Below are 26881 nucleotides of genomic sequence, written 5' to 3' on the forward strand. Positions count from 1 at the left end.
CTGATACAAGCACATTATAATTGTGGTTTGAGTCTAATAAAAGATAACACTATTCGCGCTACGATTAACTGCGCTGCTGTTCAAATGTGTATTTGAGGTAATCAACCAGCAAGGGAAGGTCTTCAGCATTAACGCCATTTTTGATCAAATACTGCCTGTCGTCATCGAAACCGGCCATAAACTGCTGCATTGAGTTATCCTTTTGATTCAGGCTATGAAGGTAACTGTTGATTGCTTCCTGCTTTAGGTTCTGACAAAGCAAAACATGCCCGAGGTTCATAAAATCATATTTGTTGGGATCACCTTCAATCAATCTCTCATAGTAATGTTTTGCTTCCTCCAGTTTGCCTGATACGAAAAGACACCATGAAATTGGTCTGATCACCCCAAGGTTTCCGGGAGAGGCCAACTCAACTTTATAATAGTAATTGAGGGCCTGTTTGTAATCCTTTAAATTAAGATAACAATTTCCGATTGTGATTTGTAAATGAAGGTTCTCAGGTTCAAGATTTTCTGCTTCCTTGTAGCTTGTAATGGCTTGTTCATAATTTTTCAACATCCACTCAACCCGTGCAATTTTACGCAGGTTCCATGCCCTGTTTTGTTCAAAAAGTTCAGCCTTGCGGTAATATAATAATGCTTGAGGGTAGTTATTTAGTTTTTCATAGCAGTAGGCAATTTTCTCAAACACTTCCTGCGTATTATCCCCTTCCTCGTTAATTCTTTTATAAATTTCAATTGCTTCGCCAAAGTATTCCTTTTCGAAGTAGAAATCTGCATAGCTCTTCCATGCGGCACTGTTTGTTATAATATGCTTCATGAAGCCTTTATTGTGAAAATCGAACCTGAATTTGAAAATATCGTCAAGTTCCTGCCGCCGTGGGTAAATCTTGAAGAACCGATACAAATCCTGGATGTACTGTGTATAAATGCTATTGGTCTTCTTACGGGCATCAAGAATGTCTTCTTCCTTTTCCATTTCCTTCATGCCTTCCACTTCGGCTGAAAACATTTGAATCATTATTTCTTTTTGCTGGCTTTGCATTGAACCCAGGCTCAGGCAAAACGAAAATTTGTCTGAATTGCACATATAATGCGAGCGGGTCAAACCGTCAATGAACACATCCCTGAAATGAGGTTCCTCACCGGCAAGCGTTTCTTCAACGATATTGTGTTTTGTATGAAACGGCATAAACCAATTCATCAATTCATTGAAGAAAGGGAAATGCTTGAGATTGGCAAAAGTGCTCATAAACACATCCATGCCTTCGAGTTGCATCCGTGTGATTTCTTCCAACTTATTTATCAGATCCGGACTATCTTCAAAGAATTTCTGCCATTTTGGATTTTTATCTGCCGAAGGATCGTCTGAAACGATCTTATTCAGTCCCAGTTTGTCTTCGAGTTTGGGAGCATGTTTCACAATGTCGGGCATAATTTCTTCCCGGAACTTTTTTGTAACCTTATCGGTATCTTTCGCCTTGAACAATTGAAAAATCAAGGTTTTGGCATCCCGTTCAAGAATTTCATCACCCTGTATGGCTTTGAGGCGGTTCAGTATATGCGGGTATAAAAACAAACGATCATCATAACGATAAAGACCAATGAACAGCCCGGTGAAAGCGCGTTGCGAAATTTGAGGTTCATTATGGCCGTAACTTTCAAAGAGTATTTCGAACTTGAATGCATCGAACCCTTTGACCAGCCCCATCGTCACAGCGCTAATTACCAGGCATTTCTCGTGCCATTCAAATCTTTCTGAGTTGAGAATTTTCTGAACGAGTTGTTTATCACTTTCAGTCAATTTGCCACCAAACCACAACCAGCCAAACAAAACAAACAATAAATGTTTTTTCCTTAGTTCTTTATCCTGAGGCGATTTTCCCGTCTCGATTTCTGTTTCAATGAAGGCATCATTGAGTTCCGAGTCAAATGAATAGCTTTCAAACATTTCAGTTACGTAAGCGGAGGTTTGCATCACCTTCTGGTCCGACTCTGGGTTTTGCAGGTATATCTGAGATTTGATGTTTTCTGATAGTTTGTGTTTTATTCGATCCGAAAGTTCATACAAGCCCAGTTGCAAGCTTTTGTAAATTATTGAACGCTGCGGATCGTCCACACCAAGCATTGTATATTTTACAAGATTATGATAGGTTTCACTGATGCGCGCAATTTCATCAGTAAACTCTGCCGTGGCGGGCTCGCTAAGTTCCAGCATTTCAATAGCATCCTTGATTCGGTTCGCAATCATATAGTTATCAAAAGCCTCAAATGTTTTTTCAATGTCTTTCTTTTGCATTCTGTAGTAATTCTAATCAATAAATTGTGCCGTAAAGTATTAACCTGTCCTTTTAATAGATTAGCATTTAAATACGGGTCAAACAAGTGGATGAAGTCTTCAACGCTTGCCGATTATTAAACAACGCTAATAAGTTGTTACTTCAACACGCATTTCAACGTAACTTTAACATCTTTTAACAAACTGTGAAACAGTATTCCTGTCAACAAGAGCTAGATTTGTACAAAAATCATGCTGCTAATTTTTCCTGACAAAATGTAACATAGCATCATCAATTCACGTCTAAATCCAGTATATCCAAAAATAACTACCGGTATGATCAGAACAACTGAACTTACAAAAGTATTCCGGACTGATGAGATTGAAACCACTGCCCTGAATAAAGTCACATTCAGTATTCATGAAGGTGAATTTGTTGCCATTATGGGGCCTTCAGGCTGCGGAAAATCAACCTTACTTAATCTTCTGGGCCTGCTTGACAATGCAACATCAGGACAAATGTTTTTTCTCGACAACGAAGTTACTTCCTTCTCGGAGAAGCAACGTGCCAACTTGCGTAAGCACAACATCGGATTTGTTTTTCAGAACTTTAACCTGATTGACGAACTCAATGTTTTTGAAAATGTTGAGCTGCCTTTAATTTATCTGGGCATCTCTAAGGCAGATCGTAAGCAAAAAGTGGATGAAGTACTTGAACGTATGCAGATCATGCATCGCCGCAAACACTTCCCACTGCAACTTTCGGGTGGACAGCAACAAAGAGTTGCCGTGGCCAGGGCTGTGGTTGCCAATCCCAAGCTAATTCTTGCCGATGAACCCACCGGAAACCTTGACTCAGCCAATGGCGAAGAAGTGATGATGTTGCTCAGCCAGCTTAATAACGCCGGAACAACTATCATTATGGTAACCCATTCCCAGCATGATGCTTCCTATGCCCAACGCATCATTCAGTTATTCGACGGGCAAATTGTTACGGAGAATATTCATGCAGCGCAGGCAAGGTAGCAATGTCCCAAATCCCAAGTCCCAAGTCCCAAATTCAAAATTCAAAGCACCACCAATTGACAATTTAACCACTAAACAACACATCACTCAATTACTCCAATACTCCATTACTCCATAACTCCACCACTGCATCACAGCATTACTGTATAACCTTAGAAAATTATGCTAGCAAACAACCTCAAATACGCTTTACGGGCATTAAGCAGGAATAAATTTCATGCTTTGCTCAATATCATGGGGCTGGCCATTGGGCTGGCATGCACCATCCTGATTTTGCTTTACCTCAGTGATGAACTTTCGTTTGATAAGCATCATGAGAATTACAGTCGCATTTACAGACTTGAGTCAGATTTTAATATATCGGGGCGGCATGATAAGTTTGCAATTACATCTTTTCCTATTGGTCCGGCGCTTAAGCTGGAATATCCTGAAGTGATAGAATATGTCCGGATGTTCAGCCCGGGAGATAACTTCATCATCAAGTATGAAGAAAATAGTTTCAGTGAAAAAGACATTTATTTTGCTGATTCAACCATTTTTAATGTTTTCACACATGCGTTTATAAGTGGTTCGCCGCAAAATGCGCTTACTGAACCAAATTCAATGGTTCTCACGGCAAGCCTTGCAAAGAAACTTTTTGGTGATGAGGAGGCTATTAATAAAATGGTTCAGTCGCAGGACAACCAAAGTTTCAGGGTTACCGCTGTGATTGAGGATTTGCCTGCCAATTCTCACTTGCGTTTCATTGGCTTGCTTTCAATGGCAACAGTAGCAAAAACTGTTGGTTTCGAACAATTCAACAGTTTGGATCCCATAGGTTTCTGGAATGTTAATCCTTTTACTTATTTGCTGCTTACCGAAGGTGCAACTATGGAGGGTATTTATGAAAAATACGAACCTTTCAATGAGAAATATATTGAACCTATTGGCAATCAGATCAACGCCACGTTTGCGCCTATGTGGACACGTCTTGATGAAATTCATCTTGGATCGCAGCTCGAGGCCGATTTACCAACCGGCAACAGGGCTTATATTTATATCTTCTCATCTTTAGCGTTGTTTATATTGCTACTTGCCATAATCAACTACATGAACATGGCAACAGCCCGATCAGAAAAACGTGCCCGTGAAACCGGGATCCGTAAAGTAGCGGGTGCATACCGCGTACAACTTGTCATGCAGTTTCTTTCCGAATCGGTGATGGTAGCCATTTTTGCTATGTTAATTGCTATAACGCTGGCTGCAATTTTGTTACCCTATTTTAACATACTTGCCGGAAAAATGCTTCTGCTGCCACAACTCTTCTCAGCCAATTTACTGACAGTTACATTTATTATTACATTAATCGCCGGGCTGCTGGCAGGTGTTTATCCGGCATTTTATCTTTCTTCGTTCAAGCCTGTTACCGTTTTAAAAGGTTCCGTTCAGGCTGGTCGAAATAAAGGAACACTTCGTAAATTACTGGTGACTTTCCAATTTATCATTTCAATAGTGATGATCATTGCCACTTTGGTTGTTACGGAGCAACTAAAATATCTGCAAAACAAAGACTTAGGGTACGATAAAAACAATATTGTTGTGATTGAATTGCAGGACACGGCATTTATCCGCAAAGTGCCATCCTTCCGGGATGAACTGCTTCATCATCCTGAAATCGTCGCGATGGCCACAAGCACATCGGTTCCAGGTGACATCCGTTCAATCCAGGTAATGCGGGCCGAGCAGGAAGAGCAAATGGTGGAATACACTTTTAACTTGTTTCTGGCCGATTATGACTTCATGAGTATGTATGGGCTCGCACTCAAAGAAGGCCGTTGGTTCGACCGCGAAATGGGAACCGACCTGAATGAGGCAGTTGTTATCAATGAAACGGCTGCACGCAGGATGGGCTGGGGCGATGATGCTCTTGGCAAGAAGATTGATTTCGGCATTCAACTCGACGGCACTGCCAACCGAAATACCAAGGTAATAGGGGTTTTAAAGGATTTCCATTTTACCTCTTTGCATAATGATATCGAGCCCATAACAATTTTCTTAAGCGACAGGCCCCGGCGATTTCTAAGTATTCGCATTGCTGAAGACCGACAGCAACAAGCTATCGCCTTAATCAGTGAAAAATGGATGGATTATGCTGTCAATCACCCGCTCAAGTATGAATTTCTTGAAGAAATATTAAACGAAAGCTATTCTGCAGAGGCATCTACCAGCAGAGTATTTACCACTTTCTCCGTACTTTCCGTTTTCATCGCTCTGATGGGCTTACTTGGACTTTCCTCATACCTTACCGAGCGAAGAACTAAGGAAATAGGGATAAGGAAAGTACATGGGGCAACTGTACCGGCTATCCTTACCCTGCTTTACCGTGAATTTGCACTGTTGCTGGCAATTGCTTTTGTGGTTGCAACACCCGTTGCCTGGTGGTTGCTTACGCGCTGGCTGCAGGATTTCGCATTCCATACGAGTATCAAAGCGGCTTCGGTTTTGCTGGCAGCATTGATCACAATTGCCGTTACATGGTTCACAGTAAGTTATCATTCTTATAAGGCTGCCGTGAGCAATCCGGTGGATGCAATTAAGTATGAATGAATATCCTTCCTGTGTGTTCAATTTCGGGCAAGCAAGTTAAAATTGCGTACACTATCTAAACTAAAGACTTTACGATTTATCAAGCCAACTATTTGTAAATTAGCGGATTGAAAAATATGGCATGGTTTCGGCAAATAACAACTATCACCAAAATAATCTGTACCATGAAGAAATTAATTACAATTCTGATTTGTCAGGCATTATTACTTGCTTCTGCCTCAGCACAGGAACTGGATAAAGAAGTAGAAGACATCAAACAAGTTATTCTTTCAGCCTACGTTGAAGGAATTCAAAATGCGGGCGATGTCGAAGCCGTTGAACAAGGCTTTCATCCCGGTTTTGATATGCTTATACTGCAAAACAATGCACTTAACAAACTGGCGATCTATAACTGGATGATAAGTATCAAGCGCCGCAAGGCTGACCCTGCAAGTGCAGACCTTCCGGAAGTAACCTGCAAGTTTCTTGACGTGGATGTTACCGGCGATGCAGCAGTTGTAAAACTGGAACTGCACCGCGAAGGTACACTCCTGTTCACTGATTATCTTTGTTTGTATCGCTTTGAAGAAGGATGGAAGATTGTTACCAAGCTCTTTCACAGACATTAATTTAATTTTATCCCACAGGTAAGCATCCCGTTGTTTTCTTCTGAACCTCCTGATGGATTAGAACTTAGCTGATCGTACAATGGCTTAGGGCACTTATTCATGTGGTTGAATCTAAAGCAAACAATCAACTGCAGAACGCTGTTAATTGATTTATAGAAGACTCTCTATAAATCAATTAATATTAGCAGCATGAAAAGTCTATTTCAATCGTTACTGATAACACCTATAATATTTTTTCTGCATTCAGGCATAATGGCGCAGTCCGTTATTACACAAACTCCATTTCCAGGGGTTTCTGTTCCCCTTATACTCGGTCTTGAGCATGCCGGCGATCAATCCGGATATTTGTATCCTGTGAGCCAGCAAGGCCGCATTTATCGTTTTGACAAAAACAGTTCAAATCCCACTGCTGAGATTTGGCTTGATATTACTGACAGGCTGGTTTCTGGTGGCGAACGCGGATTGCTCGGGCTGGCATTTCATCCTGATTTTGCAGACAATGGCCGCTTCTATGTAAATTACACTGCTCCCAGTCCTTTGAGAACTGTCATCTCTTCCTTTGAAACGGATCCGGAAACCGGGCATGCACTTCCAGATTCTGAAACCATTCTTCTGGTGTTCAACCAGCCTTTCACAAACCATAACGGTGGGGATATAGCATTCGGCCCTGATGGCTATCTCTACATTGCCTCTGGTGATGGAGGCTCTGGTGGTGATCCGCAAAACAATGCCCAAAACACTCAAAATCTCCTGGGAGCCATGCTGCGCATTGATGTTGATAGTACTTCTGGTGAGCTTAATTACGCCATTCCTCCTGATAATCCTTTTGCCGGTTCACCCGATGGAAGAGACGAAATATTTGCCTGGGGACTGCGCAATCCCTGGCGCTTTAGTTTTGATTCACAAAACGGTTCGTTGTGGGCCGGTGATGTTGGGCAGAATGCCTGGGAGTGGATACATATTATTGAGAATGGCAAAAACTACGGCTGGCGTGTTATTGAAGGTTCGCATTGTTTTAATCCTCCAATTGGCTGTGATACAACAGGACTTGAAATGCCTGTTTTTGAATACAGTCAGGATAATGGAGACCGCTCGATTACCGGCGGTTTTGTGTATTATGGTTCTAAAAATCCGGCATTATACGGGAAATACATCTATGGCGATTTTACATCCGGCAGGATATGGGCACTTGATTATGATTACGAAAATGGCGAAGCCGGCAATAATATTGAGCTTCTTGATTTAATCAGCAATGTTTCCTCGTTTGGTGTTGATGAAGAAGGTGAGATATATGTGCTGACTTATAGCGGCGGCAGCATACTCAGTTTGCTGGCAGTGCCGGTAGCGCCATTAATTTCTGAACCGTCAGGTGGTGATACAGTTTATAATATTCACACCATCAGTTGGGAAGAAGGGCCAGTGGTTGACCAGTACAATCTACAAGTGAGTCAAAGCCCTTTCTTTGAATCGCTGGTTATTGATGAAAATACTGCTGAACCAAGTCTGGAAATCACTTTACCTGATGGTGTCTTCTATGCAAGGGTAAAAGCCATGAATGAAGCCGGTGAAAGTAATTTCTCCACGGCTGTACAATACATCGTAACCGGAACAATCGGTATGGATGATATACGACCCAACACTGCGTTATTTGGTATTATAAGCATTGAACCAAACCCGGCAACATCTTTTGTAAGCATCCGTTTCCAGCTTCCGGAAAAAAATTATGCCCGGATCATTATGTATAATTCTTTGGGAGAGAAATTGTTGGATGTTGCTGAAGGCAATTTCACAACAGGGTCACATGATATCGGATTTCAAATCAACAGGCTCAAACCGGGCTTATATTTTCTGAAAATGAGTTCAAATGGCCATGAAGATGCGCGAAAGTTGCTTATAAAAAACTGAGGTTTATCAAAAGGCGCTCTGGGATCAATTGCATAAAATGTCCTAAATTTCTCCGCCCTTCAGGGAAAAGTTGGCAGTTGGCAGACTGCAGTGGCAAAAACCCCATACTGTATCACTGCATCACTGTATTGCTGCAACACTGCATCACAAAAATAGCGACAACATGTTGGTTAGTTTCCAACCTTAAGCGCTTGGAAACTTAAAAAAATAGCTGGTATTTTGTTCAAGATAGTTGTCCGCTTTCGAACAATTACTAATTTAGCCATGCCAAACACGAGGTAAAACAAGACATATATCCGCTACGACACCGAGTTCCAAGGGATTGTAAGAATCATTTTGTTGTAAGCGGTTACAAACCCCAGAAACATGAGCGAAAAATTAGACTCCAAAATCCTGATCGTTGACGACGATGCCGATGTATTGCTGGCTGCCAAACTCTTTCTGCGCCAGCATTTTAATGTGGTTCACACAGAAAAAGTACCGGAAAATATTCCCACACTACTGAAAACTGAGAATTACGATGTCATCCTGCTCGACATGAATTTCTCACGTGATGCCACCAGCGGTAAGGAAGGTTTTTTCTGGCTAAACAAAATCCTTGAAATTGATCCGCTGGCCGTAGTTATTTTTATCACCGGATACGGAGATATTGAACTGGCGGTTCAGGGAATTAAGGAAGGAGCGACAAATTTCATACTCAAACCCTGGGACAATAAAAAACTATTGGCCACCATCACCGCCAACCTACAGGTAAGGCACTCAAAGCAGGAAATTGACGAATTGCGTTCGAAACAAAAAATACTTCTCACTCATCAGGATCAGGCCTATGGAAACCTTATCGGGCAATCACCATCAATGCAGAAAGTGCTTGCTACTGTTGACAAAGTTGCCAAAACCGATGCCAATGTGCTGATATTAGGCGAGAATGGAACGGGAAAAGAATTGATAGCAAGGGCAATACATCGGGCTTCAAAGCGGCTTGATGAAGTATTTATCAGTGTTGACCTGGGTGCAATAAGCGAAACCTTATTTGAGAGTGAACTTTTTGGGTTCAAAAAAGGAGCCTTTACTGATGCCAAGGAAGACCGAGCCGGAAGGTTCGAAGCAGCAAATAAAGGAAGCATTTTTCTCGATGAGATTGGGAATCTTTCATTCCCGCTTCAATCGAAATTACTGAGCGTGATCCAGAACCGTAAGGTAGTCAGGATAGGAACCAACCGCGAAATCCCGATTGATGTCCGCTTGATCTGTGCCACCAATATGCCATTGTATCAGATGGTAAACGACGGAAAATTTCGGCAGGATCTTTTGTACCGTATTAATACCGTTGAAATTCTTTTGCCCCCGCTCCGTGAAAGAGTAGAAGACATTCCTGCTTTGTCGGATCATTTCCTGCAAATCTATTGCAAGAAATACAAAATGCCTCATAAAAGAATCAGCCCGGTAACTTTTAAACGGCTTGAAAAACACAGCTGGCCCGGTAACATCCGGGAACTGCAACATGCTATTGAAAGGGCTGTGATTATGAGTGAATCCAATATTCTTGAACCCCATGATTTTTTCCTTCCTCACATGGAAGATCCGAGTGCTGAGAGTATGCTGCCTGCCAACATGAACCTTGAAGAAACCGAGAAAATGCTGATCCGTAAGGTGTACGACAAGCATGGCGGCAATATTAGCAAAGCAGCCAAGGAGTTAGGCCTCACCAGGGCATCGTTGTACCGCAGAATAGAAAAATATGGTCTATAGAAGTTTCCGCTTTGGTGTGATCGCAAGGGTTATATTACTGGCTATTGCGATCCTGCTCACCATATACCTGCTCAAGCTGACCAGTCACTACTTAAGCGGAATCATCATGATATTCGTTAATATCTTACTCATCTTCGAACTGATCAGGTTTGTTGAGCGAACCAATCGTAAACTCACATTGTTTCTCGACAGCATCCGCCATTCTGACTTTGCAAGTTCTTTCAGCGATAAGGGTAAAGGCAAAAGCTTTGAAGAACTGAACAGGGCTTTCAATGAGGTCATCCATGATTTTAAAAAAACGCGTGCCGAAAAAGAAGAACACTTCAATTATCTGCAAACTGTGGTGCAACATGTAAGCATTGGGATCATCGCCTTCCGAAAAGATGGTAAGGTTGATCTATCTAACAATGCAGCAAAAGGTCTGCTGCGCATCAACAACCTACGCCTGATCAATGATCTCGCAAAACTAAAATCAGATCTGCCGGAAATATTGCTTCACATGAAGGCTGGCGATAAACACCTCTGCAAAATCTTTGTTGAGGACGAATTGCTGCAATTATCAGTTTATGCCACCGAATTCAGGATGCGTGGTGAGGAATATGTGCTTATCTCGCTGCAAAATATAAGCGCCGAATTGGATGAGAAAGAAGTTGAATCATGGCAAAAGCTTATAAGGGTGCTGACCCATGAAATCATGAACTCTATTACGCCAATATCCTCGCTTATTTCAACCATACTGCAAATGCTTTTCAAAAATGAAGACGGTGACCTAACATTAAATAAACTGGATCACGAGGATCGCGAGGGTTTGCTGCTTGCATTAAAAACGATTCAAAACCGTGGGCAGGGCTTGCTTAGTTTTGTGGAAATATATCGTAACCTTACAAGAATACCAAAACCAAACTTCAGGTATTTCGGGGTGAGTGAAATTATTGAGCGTGCCGAAATATTGCTGAGCCCAAAGATCGAACAACTCGGCATAAAATTTACTACCAAAATTATCCCTGCCAACTTAATGATCACTGCCGATCCAGATTTGATTGACCAGGTTATCATCAACCTGATGCTAAACGCAATGGAAGCAGTAAAAGACAATCGCGAACCAATGATCTCTATGGTTGCATACCAAAACCTGAACGGACGTATATCTATTGATGTTGTTGACAACGGTTATGGCATTAAACCTGATATCCTGGATAAAATATTCATGCCCTTTTTTACTTCCAAACGCGAAGGAAATGGCATTGGATTGAGTATTTCACGTCAAATGATGTACCTGCACAAAGGCAATATCACGGTGAAATCGAAACCGGGTGAGGGGAGCATTTTTACGTTAACATTTTGAAACCTGTGTGCGATACAATGACCGACTACTATAATTGATGCCCTACAGGCATTCCAATCATCATGAACCAAATCCTTGTAAGATTAACTATAACCAAACATATATTATATTTCCCTTGTTAAGGCTATAACTTAAACTACTTAAACAAATGAAAAAACCTGCTCCTGTTCAATACCAGATACACACTTTGCTTACCCATCGCTGGAGCCCACGTGCATTTTCATCCAGGAAAATTCCTGTTGATAAAATTAAACGATTATTTGAGGCTGCACGCTGGGCACCCTCAAGTTCTAACGATCAGGAATGGAGATTTATCATTGGGTTCAAAGAAGATGAAACCCACAAGAAAATTTTTGATACGCTTGTAGAGTTTAACCAGTTGTGGGCAGGTGAAGCTTATATGTTGGTATTGATTTGTGGCCAAACCATCAGCAAAAAAACCGATAAGCCAAGTCCTGTGTTTTCATACGACGTAGGACAAGCTGTTGCCCTGCTTAGCGTTCAGGCAACCCATGAGGAACTTTTTGTTCACCAGATGGGTGGTTTTGACAAGGACAAAGCCAGGAAATTGCTGGAACTTCCTGCTGAAATTGAACCATTAGCAGTTATGGCTATCGGTTATCCGGGAGATGCATCCAAACTTCATCCGAACCTTCAGCCTGGTGAAAAATCAGAGCGCGTTCGCAATAATTTCGATACCTTTGTGTTCACAAAAAAGTATGGAGAGCCAAGCGGGCTCTTTGATGACAAGTGAACAGCTAAGTAACATGAACACGACACGACACAAACATAAGAATTTACGATTTGCGATTTCGGATTTGCGATTGGGGATATACACAATAGCTTTCATCATGTTGTTTTATTCCTGTGGTGGCAGGCAACAGTCATCAGGTGTTCATACACCCAGCCTGGCTGAGAGGATCATGAAAGCCGATGTGCCATATTTTAATCCTGATTCTGCTTACCATTTTGTAAAACAACAGGTTGATTTCGGGCCGAGGGTTCCAAATACTTCTGCCCACGCAGCCTGTGCAGATTATCTTTCTCAAACCCTGGGAAGGTTCACACCCCATGTTATTGTTCAGGAAGCGCGTGTAAAAGCCTATGATGGCACGATCCTGAACATCAAAAACATTATTGGTTCGTTTAACCCGGATACAAAAAACCGGGTTTTATTATGCGCACATTGGGACTCAAGACCATATGCTGATCACGATCCGGATCCGGCAAATCATTATTCTCCGATTTTAGGTGCGAATGATGGAGCCAGCGGCGTGGGGGTTTTACTTGAACTGGCCAGGCAACTCTCACTGAATCCAGTAAATACAGGTGTTGACATTATCTTTTTTGATGCTGAGGATTATGGAGAGCATCAAAGCATGCAGGCACGAACAGGTGATTTTTGGGCATTGGGTTCGCAATACTGGGCCAGAAACCCACATAAACCAAATTACACAGCACGGTTCGGAATATTACTGGATATGGTAGGCGCATCAAATGCAGTGTTTACAATGGAAGGTACTTCAATGTATTACGCTCCGGACATCATGAAAAAAGTGTGGGACATTGCCCATCAAATCAGCTACGGCTCATTTTTTTCTTACCAGCGAACCAACCCGATTGTGGATGATCACACTTATGTGAATGAGATAATCCGTATTCCAACGATTGATATCATCCATTATTCAACAGATACCGAAACAGGTTTTTTCGAACATTGGCATACCGTAAACGACAATATGGATGTGATTGATAAAAACACACTGAAGGCTGTGGGCAAAACAGTTCTCACTGTTCTTTACCTCGAGAACCAGCAATTATAACATTTCATTGGCTAGATTCGCCAGCTCAGAGCGTTCACCTTTTTCGAGGCGGATATGGGCGTAAATTGGATGGTATTTGATTTTATCAATCAGCACCGAAAGGCCGTTGCTTTGCGAATCGAGATAAGGGGTATCAATCTGGTAAATATCGCCGGTGAAGATAATCTTGGTGTTTTCACCTGCCCTTGTGATAATGGTTTTTACTTCGTGTGGTGTCAGGTTCTGGGCTTCATCAACAATAAAAAATACATTGGAAATACTACGCCCACGTATGTAAGCCAAAGGCTGGATCAGCAGTTTCTCTTTTTCTACTGATTCAGTAATACTTTTGTATTCCTTGTCCTTTTCGCCGTATTGGTTCTGAATAAACTTCAGGTTATCGTGCAGTGGCTCCATATATGGGTTCACTTTGCTCTTAATATCACCAGGCAAGTAACCGATATCTTTGTTGCTAAGTGGTACGATAGGCCTAGAAAGGTAAACCTGCTTGAAATTGCGCTTCTGCTCAAGCGCTGAAGCCAGTGCAAGCAAGGTTTTTCCGGTTCCGGCAACACCTTGCAGCGTAACCAGTCGAACATTGGGGTTGAGTAGCGCATGAATAGCAAAGACCTGTTCGGCATTGCGCGGATTGATACGGTAAGCACTGCGCTTTTCAATCCTTTCCATAAGCTTGGTTACAGGGTTGTAGAATGCCAGTGCAGAATTGCGGGTGTTTTTCAGGATGTAGTAATGATTTGGGATGGGGTTGCTGACACCCACAATTTTAGGATCACATACACCATCCTGGTAAAGTGTGTCAATGGCCTCCTTATCAAGGCCTTCCAATAAGGTTTTGCCTGAATACAAGCCTTCAACGTCTTTGATTTTCCCGGTTTTGTAGTCTTCGGCGGGCAAGTTGAGCGATTTGGCTTTTAACCTGAGGTTGACGTCTTTTGTTACGAGGATAACTTTTCTTTCAGGATTTTCCTTCTGTAAAACCAGGGCAGCATTTAAAATGCGATGATCGGGTTTGTTATCGCCAAAAACAGTTCTTGCATCAATCGGTAAATCGGCAACGGTTTCATTCATCACCACCTTGAACTTGCCCTTGTTCTCCTTACCCAATGGAATCCACTGTTGTAAGGTATGATTGGCCGACATTTTATCCATGATACGGATAAATTCCCTGGCTTCGAAATTGATGATTTCATTGCCTTTTTTGAAGTTATCCAGTTCTTCCAGAACCGTTATGGGAATGGCTATATCATTGTCCTCAAAATTATGGATTGAGCTGTGGTTGTATAAGATCACCGATGTGTCGAGCACAAAAATCTTAGCCGATTTTTTGGTTTCGGTTACTTTTACACTGCGCGCGGTCCTGGCCTTGGTAGTTGTTTTTACAGGCATTTATTTATTTACGATTTCAGATTTACGATTTACGATTCCCCCGCCTGAATGAATGTTCATCCGGGCAGGGGGTTCGGCGTTCCGGGTTTTGGAACATCTCCCCTTCTCCCTATCTCATTTTCTCCCCTTCTCTATTACCCCCTACTTACAGGCTTGCACCGTACGCTGCAGCCGGCTCATATCATAACCTTCAGCAGAAAGTTTTATTGTTAGTTCTTCAAATAGTTTTTCATCCATTTCGGGTGTACGGCTCAGGATCCAAAGGTACTTTTTCCCGGAAGTTACCACCGCCCAGGAATAATCCTCTGCAAGCATAATAATATCATAATCGCCGCGGAATGGCCAGAAAAATTGTACCTTAAGTTTTGTATTATTCGATCCTTCAACCGGATAAGCCCTGCCTCTGATTCCGGATTCTTTGCCATCAACCGCCTTACGGCGGCAGCGGTTGATGACCCTTATATAGCTTTTTTCCGTCAACTGATATTCGGCAGTAGTGCAGTGGCAGCCTTTCTGGAAAGATGCAGGAAAGGAAGCTAGCTCGTACCAAATGCCGGCATATTTTTCAAGGTCTACATTACCGACCTTGGTAGGTGTGCTTTTTGACGACATACAGGATGAGGATAAGATTACAACTACAATAAGTGACAAACTTCTGAACATGGTGGGTATTTTTAGCAAAAATAAGTGAAAAGCTGATAGGGGGGATTCTTTTTAATGACACCAGGTGCAGAAAGACAATTATTTTAATGTTGCAGAATTGACATTGCAAGATTATCACACCGGCACCCCAAACACCACCCTCGTTCCTCTCGCTTCACCCTGTTCGTCTTTCAGGTCAACGATCTGCATCGTGATCTTGTGCCTGAGTTTGCGGTTTAACACGGCAATTCTATCCTGTGTAATGGCCGTGGCGAGGCTTTTGTGGTCTTTGTTGAATTGCATCCTGAGTTCATGGGCTTTCCTGCGGCCAATGCCATCGTCTTCAATAATCATTTCTATGCCGCCGTTTTTCGGTTCGAACCGGATGCTGATATGCCCTTTTTCGTCCTTGTGTTTGATACCGTGCTCGATGGCGTTCTCAATAAAAGGCTGAGCAAGCATGGGCGGGATAAAAGTGTTTTCCGTATCAAGCCGTTTATCAACAAAAAGCTGATAGTCAAACTTTTCGCGGAAGCGCACTTTCTGAAGTTCTAAATAGTTTTCTATGGTGTTGATTTCGCGCTCAAGGGAAATTTGCTCCTCCAATGAGTTGTTCAGTATGCTGCGAACCAGTTCGGAAAAACGTGAAAGGTAGATGCTTGCATTGGTGTCGTCTTGTTTAACAATAAAATTCTGTATGCTGGCAAGGGAGTTGAAGATAAAATGAGGGTTCATCTGGGAGCGAAGGAGGCGTTGTTCGATTATAATTTTTTCCTGCATCTCACGAATTCTTCGTTGCCTGAAAAAGAAATAGCCCAGCATCAATGTCAGTAAAAGCGCCAGGATTACACTCAGGAAGATCAGGCTGTTGTTGCGTAGTTTTGATTGTTTTAGCGCATTGTCGGTTACCAGGAGGGCAAGCTGTTGTTCAATTTTTTCAGTCTCCAGCCTGATTTGCATTTTGCGCTCTTCCACCTTTTGCGTCAGATTGGTCATCGAATCATTGTATGCCGATTTCAGCTCGCTATGCTCCAATGCTTTGGCGTAATTTCCGATTGTCTTATACAATGTTGTGTAACGCTTATGCAAGCTCATCATTGTCCTGTAAAAACGCTGAATGATCTCTTCATCGTTGATGTTAAACAAGTATTGATAACCAGAATAAACGATTGGTTTTTTACTGCCATCTTCAACACTCCTTAACTGGTTTACAAATTCTACGGCATGAGATTGTGCAATGTTGTACCAATAAAGCGCAGAATCATATTGTTTAAGACTGAAATTGACAAATCCCAGAGCGCGGGCGTCTATAACAGAGCTGTACAATGATCCGGATTGTTTATGTTCATCATAGGAAACCCTGAGCAACTCCAGCGCCTCAGTAAATCTATCCTTTTTATACATCAATAATCCGATAGCAAATTCATCACCAATGTGCTGGCCAAAGTCCTTGTTTTTATTGACAGGGTAGTAACTTCGGGCGGCGTAGGTGTATTTCAATGCAGAATCATATTCTGCTGCAAATGCATATGTTTCAGCCAATGATGAGACAGCATTATGGTTCAATTCGTAAGGGAAATTGTGTTGCCGGCTTAATTCGATGTACTTCTGATAATACCTTACCGCGCTATCAAACTTCTTTGCTTCGCGGGCAGTGCCGCCTGCATAGGTATAGATTAAGGCTTCTTCGATTGGCGAAACAATACTCCTCTCTTCAGATTGTGAATTGCTGAGTATTACCATCATTAAATCATAGTATTTGAAGCTTAAAATGTAATCTTCTATGTCGTAGTTTAGTTTGCCGATGTCGCAATAAAGTTCCAACATTCGTCTCCGGTCGTTTCTCTTCTCGGCAATTTCGAGCGCCTTGTGCAGGTGAATCAAAGCCTCACGGTAATTACACTGCAGTGCATAAGCATTGCCGAAGTTTCGCAGGGCATACCTTCTTTCATCTTCATCATTAAATTTATCTGCAAGTTGAAGCGCCCGCTCAGCATAAAACAGCGCTGAATCGGGTGTGGACAGGGCGTGATAAAATGCAAGCTGGTTCCAGGCCTTCATCCTTTGATGATCGTCGGCATTGATCAGTTTGGGATAAATGGTATCGGAAGAATGGCCCAGCATTTTAACCGATAACTGGGCATGCAACTGACAGAAGCCAAAAATAAGAGCGGCCAGCAAGGCCAAACCAAAATAGGTTGTTTTTGTATTAAGCAACATCTGTTGTTTTAGGTCTACAATCTCCGCTAGCAGCGGGCTTGGATCCTTTAATTATTTCTGATTTCGGATTGCCGATTACCTAATACCGAATACCGATTACAATCTCCCAATCCCGTCTTCGGACTTCATACTTCCACTCCTTAAACCGGCACGCTAAACACCACCCTTGTTCCCTTTGCTTCGCCCTCTTCATCTTTCAAATCAATGATCTCCATTGTGATCTTGCTTTTCTGTTTGCGGTTGAGGGTTTTGATGCGTTCCTGTGTGATAGCAGTGGCCAGGCTTTTGTGATTTTTGTCATACTGCAACCTAAGTTCATGTGCTTTTTTACGCCCGATGCCATCGTCTTCAACAATTAATTCCATACTGCCGTTTTTGTGTTCGAACCGAACGCTGATATGACCTTTGCCTTCCTTGTGTTTGATGCCGTGCTCGATGGCATTTTCGATAAAAGGCTGGGCAAGCATGGGTGGAATAAAAGTGTTTTCCACATCCAAATGCTCATCCACAAACAGACTGAAGTCGAATTTTTTCGGAAAGCGCACTTTCTGCAGTTCCATGTAATTCTCAATTGTGCCAATTTCATGTTCCAATGTGATTTGCTCTTCCATCGAATTATTCAGGATACTGCGAACCAGTTCAGAGAATCTCGCCAGGTAAATGCTGGCACTGGTGTCGTCATGCTTTACGATAAAATTCTGCACGCTGGCCAGAGAGTTGAAGATAAAATGGGGGTTCATCTGGGAGCGGAGGAGGCGCTGTTCCAACAGGATTTTGTCCTGCTTCTCCCTGATGCGTCGCTGACGGAAAAGGAAAAAAACCAGCATCAGGGCGAACAAAAGCGCCAGGATCACACTCAGGAAAATCAGGCTGTTGTTGCGCAGTTTAGATTCTTTCAGCGCATTGTCTGTTGCCAGCAGGCTAAGCTGTTCTTCCATTTTTTCGGTCTCCAGCCTGATTTGCAATTTGCGCTCTTCCACTTTTTGTGTCAGATTGGTCACCGAATCATTGTATGCAGATTTCAGCTCGCTATGCTCCAAAGCTTTGGCGTAATTTCCAGTTGTCTTAAACAATGTTGTGTAATGCGTGTGTAAACCCTTCATCAATGTGTAAAAACGCCGCATGATCACTTCATCTTTGATGGTAACCAAGTATTGATAACCAGTCCAAATGTCTTGTTTTTCACTGTCATCTTCAACACTCCTCAACTGGTTTGCAAGTTCTAAGAAATTGGATTGCGCAATGTTGTACCAATAAAGCGCAGTATCATATTGTTTAAGACTGAAATTGACAGCTCCCAGATCCATGGCTTCCCAGGCAGTGTAGTACAATGATCCGGATTGTTTTGTTTCATAATAGGAAACCCTTATAAGCTCCAGCGCCTCAGTATATCTACCCGTTTTATACTTCAGATCACCGATAAAGCCTTCATAGCCAACGTGATGGTCAAAGTCCTTGTTTTTATTGATAGGGAAGTTACTTCGAACCTCGTAGGCATATTTCAATGCCGAATCATATTCAGCGGCATCACAGTAGGTCTCAGCCAATGTTTTGAGAGCATTATCGTTCAATAGGTAAGGGAAATTGTATTGCCGGCTTAATTCGATGTACTTCTGAAAATAGCTGACCCCGCGATCAAACTCCCTTACTTCGCGGGCAACGCCTCCTGCATAGGTATAGATTAAGGCTTCTTCGATTGGCGAAACGATACTCCTCAGCTCAGTTTGCGGATTGTTGAGTAATGCCATGATTAAATCAACGTATTTGAGGCTCGAAAAATAATCTTCTATATCATAGTTTAGTTTGCCGATGTCAGTATAAAGTTCCAGCATTCGTCTCCGGTCGTTTCTCATCTCGGCAATTTCGAGCGCTTTGTGCAGGTGAATCAAAGCCTGACGGTAATTACCCTGCAGTGCATAAGCATTGCCGAAGTTTCGCAGGGCATACCTTTTTTCATCTTCGTCTTTAAACTTTTCAGCAAGTTGAAGCGCCCGCTCAGCATAAAACAGCGCTGAATCGGGAGAGGACAGGGAGTGATAAAAAGCAAGCTGGTTCCAGGCCTTCATCCTTTGATGATCATTTGCATTGATCAGTTTGGGATATATCGTATCGGAAGAATGGCCCAGCATTTTAACTGATAACTGGGCATGCAACTGACAGAAGCCAAAAATAAGAGCGGCCAGCAAGCCCAAACCAAAAGAGATTGTTTTTGTATTATGCATCATCTGTAGTTTTTTTACTGAATACTAATCCCGATAGCTATCGGAACTGATTATCAATTACAGTCTTCGAACTTACGTCTTCGGACTTCCGTCTTCCGACTTCCAGCTTCCGTCATCCCCCAGCCAGCTCTTCAAACAATTCCATCAGTCGTTCCCTGCCGCGCGATGAGGCGGGAATTTTATCGCCGTTGCTCATTACCACAAAGCCTCCGTCCTGTTTTTCGAAACGTTTGATATGTTTCAGGTTGATCAGGCTGGATCGGTGCACACGGAAAAAGCCTGAATCTGACAACAATTCATCATAATCCTTCAGCAATCTCGAAACGGTGATCTTTTCCTCATCCACAGTGGTGAAAACGGTGTAATTACAATCCGACTCACAGTAAATGAGGTCCTTCACTTCAAGCAGGTATATCTTGTTGGATGTTTTCAGCACCAGTTTGCGGTTTTTTCCTTCCCTGACTTTCATGTTTTCCTGCAAGGTATTCAACTGGAGGTTGAAAGCGCTCTGCACCTGCTGTCCGGCCCTCTTTACTGCTTCAGCCAGCTTTTCTGGATTCACAGGTTTAAGGAGATAATCTATTGCACTGAACCGAAAAGCCTCGATGGCGTATTTTTCCCAGGCTGTTACAAAGATGATTTTGAAGCCGATATACCCAAAGCGTTCCAGCAGTTCGAAGCCGGTGCCGTCGTCCATTTTGATGTCGAGCAACACCAGGTCGGGTACTTTTTCCCTGATCTCCTTTGCGCCTTCTTCCACGCTTCCGGCTTCCCCCACGATTTGCACAAGCGGGCAACATTTCGCCAGCAAATACCTTAGCGTTTCCCTAACATGGGGCTCGTCGTCAATGATGAGGGTGCGGAGCATCCTGTGATCGGATTTTTTGCTAAAAATAGACATTTTTGAAGGCGTTTGCAAATTTTAATTCCCTAATTTTTAACTTCGAAAAAAAACCTTCGGGACATATTTCGTATTCCCTTCTAAATCCGGCTTCCAACTTGCTTCATATCCTGATCCAGGTTGTATTTAAACTACCGGCTAAACTCTCGTTGTAATTCAAACTATTTTCAAAACTGACTGGTAAGTATTTTTATTTACCAGTAATAAATTATTAAGCTCTTTCAAAAACAATTCGAAGCGGCTATGTCCCATACCTTTAAATAGTCGAATAATCAATTAAAATAGCAGTTCATTACGCAACGAACAGAAAATCCACCACCCTTAACGCCTTCGTCCCTTGCTAATCTGCCGCAATTGCAATCCATGCCCCGACTCCATGCGTTCGAAAGTGAACTCTCGGTAGCACTCCACCAGCTACCAATGCTGCCAATGTAGCCGAAAGGACCCCAGTCGCCACGGCCACCGCCGGGAAGCCCTGAGAAACCAAAGGCATCAAAACAATGATGGGTGGGATGAAAATCCCAGCGTGGATGATTGCTGGTTTTACAATCGCCACCCATTGGTGAGTCTACCTGCCGGCAAGATTTGAGTGAATTGCCAGCGCCGCCGGGATCATCCAATTGATTTGGATAACCCTGGGAAACAATGTAATCAATCAATTGTGACCATTCTGCATCACTGGGGACATGCCAGCCGTATGGGCACAGGCCGTTGGTGTTGTTTACCGCATGCCAGTTATACAGTGCTCCATAGCTGTCTTTCAAACTGATATCGTTGTCGTACCAGGCATAAGCGCCGGTGGTGTTGTTTTCCCAGGCGCTGTTGTTGTTACCGGGATACTCAATGGGAGTTCCGTTGCTGTATTGGGTGGTTTTCAGGTTTTCGTCCATCCAAATCTGATCCCCAATTGTAACTATATGATAATGGGTTCCATCGCCATCAACACATTCAATAAAATCAAAGTCAATGTTATGGCTTTTGGTGGGAACCAGGGATTTTGTGTGGGCGTAATCGCCTGAAATGGCTTTGATTACCAACCTTTCTCCATCGTTATACTGCATGGCCACTATCCCGCTGATGCCCTTGAAATCAGGCGTTTGTTGGTGACTATGTGTTAAGCCCTCATATTTTAACTCAGGAGCTAATGATTGAATTGAAGTCGAAATTAATCGCTGGCTGTAAGTTTGCGCTGGAGTTTTAACTTTTACCAGGTAAATTGTGGTCTTCAAACCATTGATTGTGAATGCATGACTCCCTGTGGACAAATCAAAGGACTTATTTATCAGCAACCTGCCGGTGAAATCATAAATTTCAATACTTGTCAAACCTGAGAGAGAATTGTAAAACTCCAAACGGCTGGATAGACTTGCCGGATTGGGATAAATAATCATATCATGGTTCAGAGCGGTAAAATATCCGGTTCCAACAACATCTGTCAGCAGCAGCGTATCTGTACCGCTGAGGGTTAGCGTGGTTTGCTGAGTAATGTTTTTCACATCCACTGTTTCAACCGTGGTACTTTGACCTGAACCGGAGAAAGTGATGAGGTAGTTTTGGGAATAGAGGCCTGGTGACATCAGCAATAATATGATGACCAGGGGTGCTGGTTTATTAAGAATGTTTTTCATTATGACTTTGGTATTAAGATTAATAAACCTTCATGATTTTCTGTGTTGTTATCCTTTCACCGGCCTGCAAGCGGAGAAAGTACAATCCAGGGTGCAAGTGATCGGTGTTGAGGTAGATTTGGTGATGTCCACTTGTGAAATATTCATCCTTGAAAACAGTGAGCTTGCGGCCGGTTAAATCGAGCATTTCAAGTATAATATGCTGTTGTTCCATAAGCTGAAAACTTACCGTATAACCTCCCTCCGATGGATTGGGATATACCTGCAATCCCAATCCAGCTTCCGGTTCAGCAATACCTGAGGTTATATCGTACCAGGCTTCCCACCCCTGACCCAGAATGGAGTTGTTTGTGGTGAATACCAGCATCATTTTACCGCTGGACGCTGTAACCGGTTCAGGCGGGTCTTCATAAGAGCCGCTTAAGGTAGCAATCAACACCCCACTGCCTATTAAATCATATATTTTTACCACATCATTGTCCTCTTCGGTGTCGAAATAATTGAAATGCAACGTAAGTGGCTGATTGGTACCCGGATTGATGATCCAGCGACAAAGAATGTTGTCGTAATAATAGAATGAGCCACTGCCATCATCAAATGTGGCCACTGGGGCTGTCAGGGTGGTAATGCCGCTGCACCAGACAGGACGTGTGGTTTTGTAGTTCAGGCAAAAACCCGCAGAAGTGTTTTCACTATCAGTAATAAATTCGATAAACACCTTGTTACCGGTTGAGGTGATGTTTGCGGGCAGTGCGTTACCACTTAGCGCTGCCAGCAGTGGAGCGGTGTTGTCCTCACCATCATAAATATTCAACACATCCCCGTCCTCAAAGATATCAAGCCGCTTAACCGTGATGATGATGCTGGTTATAGAATCAAATTCGGTTTGAGGGTCAATAAGCCAGGAGGCTTGCATGTTGTTTAAGTAGTTGTGGACAGGGCCGCTGCCATCTTCAATGCTGCCTTCCAAAGTGTTTAGGGTGTCGGCGCCGGTAGCATAGTTCGGGTAAACGTAGTTGACCATGTCGGGGTAGAAGTTTATGCCAATGTATTGAAATGTATTAAAACCCTGAAGGTTATTCAGTGTATAGTAGCCATTTGACGAGCCACCCCAACCCCAGTTCATATGAAAATACGTGGAGTCCTGATAGCCGTCGCATACCCACATGTGTGCATCTGACATATTTGAATACCAGCCAGCATATAAAACAGGCAACTTTTGGTTCAATTGTTCAATAATGATGTTAACCCACTCTTCGTCGGTAAAATAAGCCCTACGCAGCGAATCGTAATCGGTGGAAAGATTAAACCAGGGTTCCATTTGTTCCGCATATCCATTGGCACTTGAACCTGAAGGGCCAAAATCCATCTCCACTGCAACAGCCACATGATAAAGTAACTCTGCTATAGCAGTATTTATCCCGTTGGGTGCATCGCACATCTCGTTCCACCGGTACCAGGTATTTTGAAAATCGGCGCACTGCTCGCCATATTGCGGATTGCTTGCTGGAGTGTAGCAGTGATAACCGGAACCGTGCAAAGGGTATCTCCAATAGTAAAGTGCCTGGGCATAAGCTGTTGCTACGCAGCCCGCAAGAGCATGACCGCCAGGCCCGGCTGGATCGGGCGGACTGTAATAATTGTATGGCCAGTTTTGGTGCCAGGTTGTGGTGAGCAGTGGTTCCACCGCTTTGCTGGATACTCCTTTTTCAGCAGGCGCAAAATCCCCGGCAAGATAATGTTGCCATAATCTGGTTATATCTGCTTCAGGTTGCAAAACGTTTTCGCGGGCAAATTTTGCCTGGTCTGCATACTGCCGAAACCACCACTGCACATTGGGCGGCTGGTTTTCGGCCACGTAGTTGTGTTCAAAAGAATAACCCAGAACCGGAGCAAGGCAATCGTCAGCAGGAACGATCACAAAGCCGGCAGGGTTAAAGCGGAAAACATAATAGTATGTTTGCTGTGCATCTTTTTCGGTGTGAACCGATTGTATGCTGATCTGGTCCCGGGAAATTTCGCCCTGGAATATATTATGCCGTTCAAAATAAAAATTCATGGCCACTTTTTCGGCCTGTTGTGGGCTTACATTACCGGCCATCATTTTAAGTCCGAAGGCCAACAGGACAAGAATTGCGATTGGTTTTAGATTTTTCATGATTGTTTGGATTTATGGTTAATGACATTTTATGATTTTTCGTGTTGTTGTTTACTGCTCCACTTACCCCCATTAAGCGGCTAACATCTTCGCAAAGCTCCCTGAAGCCACTTGCAATGCAACTTCCCTCTTGCAATAAGACCTGTTATTTTTCATAGCCAATATTTCTTCCAGCTTGCTTTATATCCTTGGCCTATGTTTATTTGTCAGTCTAATCCTTTATGCAGCGGATGCTAATACCGCCTTCCTTGCTGTAGCGGTACCGCCAAACTCCCGGATCGGTGAAACACAGACCACGCATCCATGCGTCGTATTCGTCGTATTCCGTTGATGACCACCAGGTACCGTAAAAGCCAAGATTCATGCCGTAGTAACCACCGGGCAGACCTGAGAAACCGAACAGGTCGGTACCGTTGCCATTTTCATACCAGCCACTGGTCGTTTTCAGGTTTATCCCGGCATCTTGGCCGCAGTATCCAAAGCCCTCCCAAATGATATCACCTATCCCATACTTGCTGTCCACCGCACCTTGCAGCAGCTTCCATTCCTCATCCGTAGGCAGATGCCAACCAGGAGGGCAGATGCCTTGAGAGTCCTGGGTAGTGTATTGCATCATTTCATCCCATTGGTAGAGACCGCCATAAGTGATACAATTGTTGGGGTCGTCATCGTAGCAGTACTTTTCTATTATTCCATTGTTCGACTGGCTTTGGCTTCCAGGTATCATAGCCCCTATGTTTAGATTCTCCTTCAGCCAGCATTGGCTGAATATCTGGATGGTGTTGTACACCTGCCCTTCATACTCCACTGTTGGCATACCCGGGCAGGGGATGTTGGTGGCAAACTGGAAGGTGTAGATGGTGCTTTCCTGTGGGTAGTCCAAAATTGCTGACTGCCTGACGATAAAATCATTGACCTGCGGTAAGGCTTTAAAAACAGGTTCTGCTGATCGCGATCCAATATAATCCAGGCGGCAAGTTTTGCCATCCTGTTGACCTGTGGAGATCATCTGTATGCTACGGCTTATTCCGTTCCATTGGGCTGTGAGGAAGTAAACGTTACTACTGCCAGGATAAAACCTGAAAGAATGATATCCGCCATCGAGCTGCCGGTCAGTTAGAAGAATAACTTTCCCCTGCAAGTCCGTTAACATTAAGTGTAACCTCCCTCTCTGAGGAATAAACAGAGTGATTTTGCTTTGATCTCTCATCGGATTCGGAAAGTTTTGATAAACAGTAAATGACGAAATATCATCTCTAACTTCTGGAATACCTACCGTTGATAAAGTGGCATAGCCTACATAGAGCATCAAATCTCCCGGGTTTATTCCAGGTGAAAGAGTGGTGTCAGGCCAGTAGATCATGGTTTCTCCACCCTGTGTGTGGTTCACAACCTTGATGCTGTCGAGCTGGACATAGGCTGCATTATCAATAGCCGTGAATGTCAGGCCATAACTGAGGGTTTGACCATTTACATTCATCATTGCCAATGTGATCGTTACGATTGAAAATAATGTCTTGGTTTTCATAATTCCTCCGGTTTTGGGTAAAGATTGTTGGGTAAAAAATATTCAAAGCAAAATTAGGGCACTAAAAAAGTGAAAATGAAACAGATGTATGAACACCAGGGAAAAATGTATGAACGTGGTATTTGGATGTATGAACGCAGATAAAACTGTATCAGCTCTAGTAAAAAACTGGAAGACATTCCTTTAAAATTCATACATTAATGAAAATTTCAGATAAAAAAACCTGTCAGGTTTCTGGAACCTGACAGGTTAAGTCAACATAATTTACAGTTAACTACTTTTCTTTACCATTCAGCATCAGCATGTCGCTGATGTGGATTTCGGTGGTGTTGTGTTTGGCACCTTCCTTGTCTTCCCATTGACGGTAGATCAGCTTGCCTTCAGCAGCAATTTCATTACCTTTTTTGAGGTATTTTTCGCAGATCTCGGCAAGCTTTCCCCAGGCCACAAGGTTGTGCCAGGTGGTTTGCTTTACCTTTTCGCCATTGTTCATGTACTCTTCGTTGGTGGCGATACTCATACGCACCAGTTTGCGGCCTTTGTCGAATTCTTTGGTTTCAGGGTTTTGACCCAGGCGTCCAATCAGTTGCACGCGGTTTCTCATTGCATTCATCGTTTTTTGGTTTTGTGCCCTGGCGGGCGGTTATTAATATTTATGTTTAAAAAGTTTCCATTAGTTTGATGAAGCAAAAGTATAGCGGCCTCAAAACCTGAGTCGTATAAAAAATGTTTGTATCCGGATATAGTTGCTTGTAAGCGTTTGCAAACGGATATCTTTGTGCTATCTTTGTTGCTTCTGATTTAATGGAGTAATGGAGTAATGGAGTAATGGAGTAATGGAGTAATGGAGTAATGGAGTAATGGAGTAATGGAGTA

Annotated in this window: 18 protein-coding genes; 8 read left to right on the forward strand and 10 right to left on the reverse strand. The window is 43.0% G+C overall.

Features of this window, described 5'->3' with window-relative positions; translation table 11 throughout:
- Positions 1–64: 64 nt before the first annotated feature.
- Positions 65–2299, reverse strand: a complete 2235-nt coding sequence (locus IH597_06760) for a hypothetical protein (GenBank protein ID MBE0662151.1) — start codon at positions 2297–2299, stop codon at positions 65–67.
- A 315-nt stretch (positions 2300–2614) separates the two neighbouring features.
- On the opposite strand from IH597_06760, the gene IH597_06765 reads away from it, so the two are divergent.
- From IH597_06765 to IH597_06800, 8 genes are all read left to right on the forward strand, one after another.
- Complete coding sequence (locus IH597_06765; GenBank protein ID MBE0662152.1) at positions 2615–3304, forward strand: ABC transporter ATP-binding protein; 690 nt, start codon at positions 2615–2617, stop codon at positions 3302–3304.
- A 162-nt stretch (positions 3305–3466) separates the two neighbouring features.
- Positions 3467–5890 carry an ABC transporter permease gene (locus IH597_06770; protein ID MBE0662153.1) on the forward strand — a complete coding sequence of 808 codons (2424 nt, stop codon included), beginning with the start codon at positions 3467–3469 and terminating at the stop codon, positions 5888–5890.
- A 164-nt stretch (positions 5891–6054) separates the two neighbouring features.
- Entirely contained in the window at positions 6055–6498 is a 444-nt protein-coding gene (locus tag IH597_06775) for a nuclear transport factor 2 family protein (GenBank protein MBE0662154.1), read from the forward strand.
- 189 nt (positions 6499–6687) lie between these two features.
- Entirely contained in the window at positions 6688–8403 is a 1716-nt protein-coding gene (locus tag IH597_06780) for a PQQ-dependent sugar dehydrogenase (protein MBE0662155.1), read from the forward strand.
- Positions 8404–8769: 366 nt separating this feature from the next.
- Positions 8770–10152 (forward strand): sigma-54-dependent Fis family transcriptional regulator, encoded by a 1383-nt coding sequence (locus tag IH597_06785; GenBank protein MBE0662156.1) that lies wholly within the window; start codon positions 8770–8772, stop codon positions 10150–10152.
- Complete coding sequence (locus IH597_06790) at positions 10142–11497, forward strand: ATP-binding protein (GenBank protein MBE0662157.1); 1356 nt, start codon at positions 10142–10144, stop codon at positions 11495–11497. The genes IH597_06785 and IH597_06790 overlap by 11 nt, the downstream gene beginning before the upstream one ends.
- A gap of 148 nt (positions 11498–11645) precedes the next feature.
- Complete coding sequence (locus IH597_06795; GenBank protein ID MBE0662158.1) at positions 11646–12251, forward strand: nitroreductase family protein; 606 nt, start codon at positions 11646–11648, stop codon at positions 12249–12251.
- Between the two features lie 13 nt (positions 12252–12264).
- Entirely contained in the window at positions 12265–13320 is a 1056-nt protein-coding gene (locus IH597_06800) for a M28 family peptidase (protein ID MBE0662159.1), read from the forward strand.
- Here IH597_06800 and IH597_06805 read toward each other — a convergent pair.
- The 9 genes from IH597_06805 to IH597_06845 all read right to left on the reverse strand — a co-directional run bounded on the left by IH597_06805 (position 13315) and on the right by IH597_06845 (position 26618).
- On the reverse strand, positions 13315–14706 hold the full coding sequence (locus IH597_06805; GenBank protein ID MBE0662160.1) for a PhoH family protein: 1392 nt from the start codon (positions 14704–14706) through the stop codon (positions 13315–13317). The two genes, IH597_06800 and IH597_06805, sit on opposite strands and share 6 nt — an antisense overlap.
- 141 nt (positions 14707–14847) lie before the next feature.
- Positions 14848–15369: a lipocalin family protein gene (locus IH597_06810; protein MBE0662161.1), complete on the reverse strand. Its 522-nt coding sequence runs from the start codon at positions 15367–15369 to the stop codon at positions 14848–14850.
- Positions 15370–15483: 114 nt separating this feature from the next.
- Entirely contained in the window at positions 15484–17568 is a 2085-nt protein-coding gene (locus tag IH597_06815) for a histidine kinase (GenBank protein MBE0662162.1), read from the reverse strand.
- Positions 17569–17708: 140 nt separating this feature from the next.
- Positions 17709–19793, reverse strand: coding sequence for a histidine kinase (locus IH597_06820; GenBank protein ID MBE0662163.1), 2085 nt, complete (start codon positions 19791–19793; stop codon positions 17709–17711).
- Between the two features lie 109 nt (positions 19794–19902).
- Entirely contained in the window at positions 19903–20658 is a 756-nt protein-coding gene (locus IH597_06825) for a response regulator transcription factor (protein MBE0662164.1), read from the reverse strand.
- 305 nt (positions 20659–20963) lie between these two features.
- Positions 20964–22319, reverse strand: a complete 1356-nt coding sequence (locus tag IH597_06830; GenBank protein MBE0662165.1) for a T9SS type A sorting domain-containing protein — start codon at positions 22317–22319, stop codon at positions 20964–20966.
- 19 nt (positions 22320–22338) lie between these two features.
- Positions 22339–24477, reverse strand: a complete 2139-nt coding sequence (locus tag IH597_06835) for a C10 family peptidase (protein MBE0662166.1) — start codon at positions 24475–24477, stop codon at positions 22339–22341.
- A 211-nt stretch (positions 24478–24688) separates the two neighbouring features.
- A complete protein-coding gene (locus IH597_06840) occupies positions 24689–26005 on the reverse strand; it encodes a hypothetical protein (GenBank protein ID MBE0662167.1) in 1317 nt (438 codons plus the stop codon).
- A gap of 274 nt (positions 26006–26279) precedes the next feature.
- Positions 26280–26618 carry a single-stranded DNA-binding protein gene (locus tag IH597_06845; protein ID MBE0662168.1) on the reverse strand — a complete coding sequence of 113 codons (339 nt, stop codon included), beginning with the start codon at positions 26616–26618 and terminating at the stop codon, positions 26280–26282.
- Between the last annotated feature and the right edge of the window lie 263 nt (positions 26619–26881).

This window comes from Bacteroidales bacterium, assembly GCA_014860575.1.
Lineage (GTDB): Bacteria > Bacteroidota > Bacteroidia > Bacteroidales > JAAYJT01 > JAAYJT01.